The sequence below is a fragment of the Xanthobacter sp. BG11Y11_SDJG genome (genome assembly GCF_057364445.1).
The window spans coordinates 1-1,257 of sequence record NZ_JBNFNU010000686.1; the positions used below are offsets into that span (position 1 = coordinate 1).

The 1,257-nt window shown below is 67.8% G+C and carries 2 protein-coding genes; one reads left to right on the forward strand and one right to left on the reverse strand.

What is annotated here, in order from left to right; translation table 11 throughout:
* The first annotated feature begins 80 nt into the window (after nt 1–80).
* Complete coding sequence (locus AC2W7M_RS25765) at nt 81–494, forward strand: Rieske (2Fe-2S) protein (RefSeq protein WP_486135973.1); 414 nt, start codon at nt 81–83, stop codon at nt 492–494.
* Nucleotides 495–560: 66 nt separating this feature from the next.
* On the opposite strand, the gene AC2W7M_RS25770 is transcribed toward AC2W7M_RS25765, so the two are convergent.
* A complete protein-coding gene (locus AC2W7M_RS25770; protein ID WP_486135971.1) occupies nt 561–1,151 on the reverse strand; it encodes a hypothetical protein in 591 nt (196 codons plus the stop codon).
* Nucleotides 1,152–1,257 lie beyond the last annotated feature (106 nt).

Genomic DNA, 1,257 nt, shown 5'->3' on the forward strand with positions numbered 1-1,257 from the left:
CGGCCCGCCGGCGGCCTTGCCCGCCGCGCCGCGCCTTGACCGCCGCCGCCCCGAACCGGACCGAGACGAACGAGGACATCATGGCCGCCGACATCGCCTATGCCATCTGCGCCCTGAGCGACATTCCGAGCCAGAAGGCGCGCGGCTTCCAGCTCGTGCGCCTCGACGAGGCCGGCAAGGAGGTGCCGTGGAGCATCTTCGTGGTGCGCTGGGGCCGCCAGGTGTTCGGCTATGCCAACCGGTGCCCGCACGACGGCGTGAATCTCGACTGGGAGCGCAACCAGTTCCTGGATCCCAACGGCATCCGCATCATGTGCGGCAAGCACGGCGCGCTGTTCGAGCTGGGCACCGGCCTGTGCGTGGAAGGCCCGTGCAAGGGCCGCGCGCTCACCCCGGTGGCGCTGGCGGTGCTGGACGGCGACATCTGCGTCACCGGCGTGACGCTGGCGGAGGACGAGCCGGCGGCGTCGTTCTGCGACGACGAGGAGGCGTGAGGAACGGCGGGCCGAGACGACGGCGTGAGGGGCTCGTCGCGCCCCTCTGCCGGCCGCGGCTGCGGATCAGACGGGGCGGTTCTCGTTGCGGTTCTTGACCGGCTCCATCACCGAGACGCCGGTCTCGAAGCTGATCGGCTCGTAGTCGGCGCTCCAGTCCAGCGCGGAATCGAGTACGTAGTCCAGCTTACCGGCGGTATCGAGCTTCTTGATGTCGTTCTTGTCGATGCCCATGAGGTCGAGCATCTCCTTCCACACCGTGGATTCGTCGCAGGGCAGCACGTAGAAGGTCAGGCCGCCGTGCGTCACCTTGTACTTCGCCAGAAGATCGATGTTGTTGCAGAACATGAAATACTTGCCGTCCGGCCCGAGCAGTGGGCCGAGCACCTTCGCCACATCGTCCAGATAGGCGAAATTGTGCAGGTAGCCGGCCATCACGGGAATGGTGCCGGTGCCCTCGGGGGCGATGGTGAGCACCTGCTCCATGCAATAGTCCGGCGGGCGCTTCTCGTCGGCCAGCTGGGCCTGGAACTTCAGGGCGATGTCGCCGCGAAAGCCGAATCGCTCGCCTTTGGTGGTGGGGCTCTTGAGAACCGCATTGAGAAGGCGACCCTCCTGGTCCAGCTTGCCCAGGGCGGTCTTCTCGATGGTCGTCATAGGGGGGTCTCCGGGATTGCACGTCGAGCGGCGCCGCGGCGCGCTCGGCGCCTCATGCAAGGGCCCTGCCGCTTGAGGGGCGCTCCCGGCCGGACAGGACGCCGCG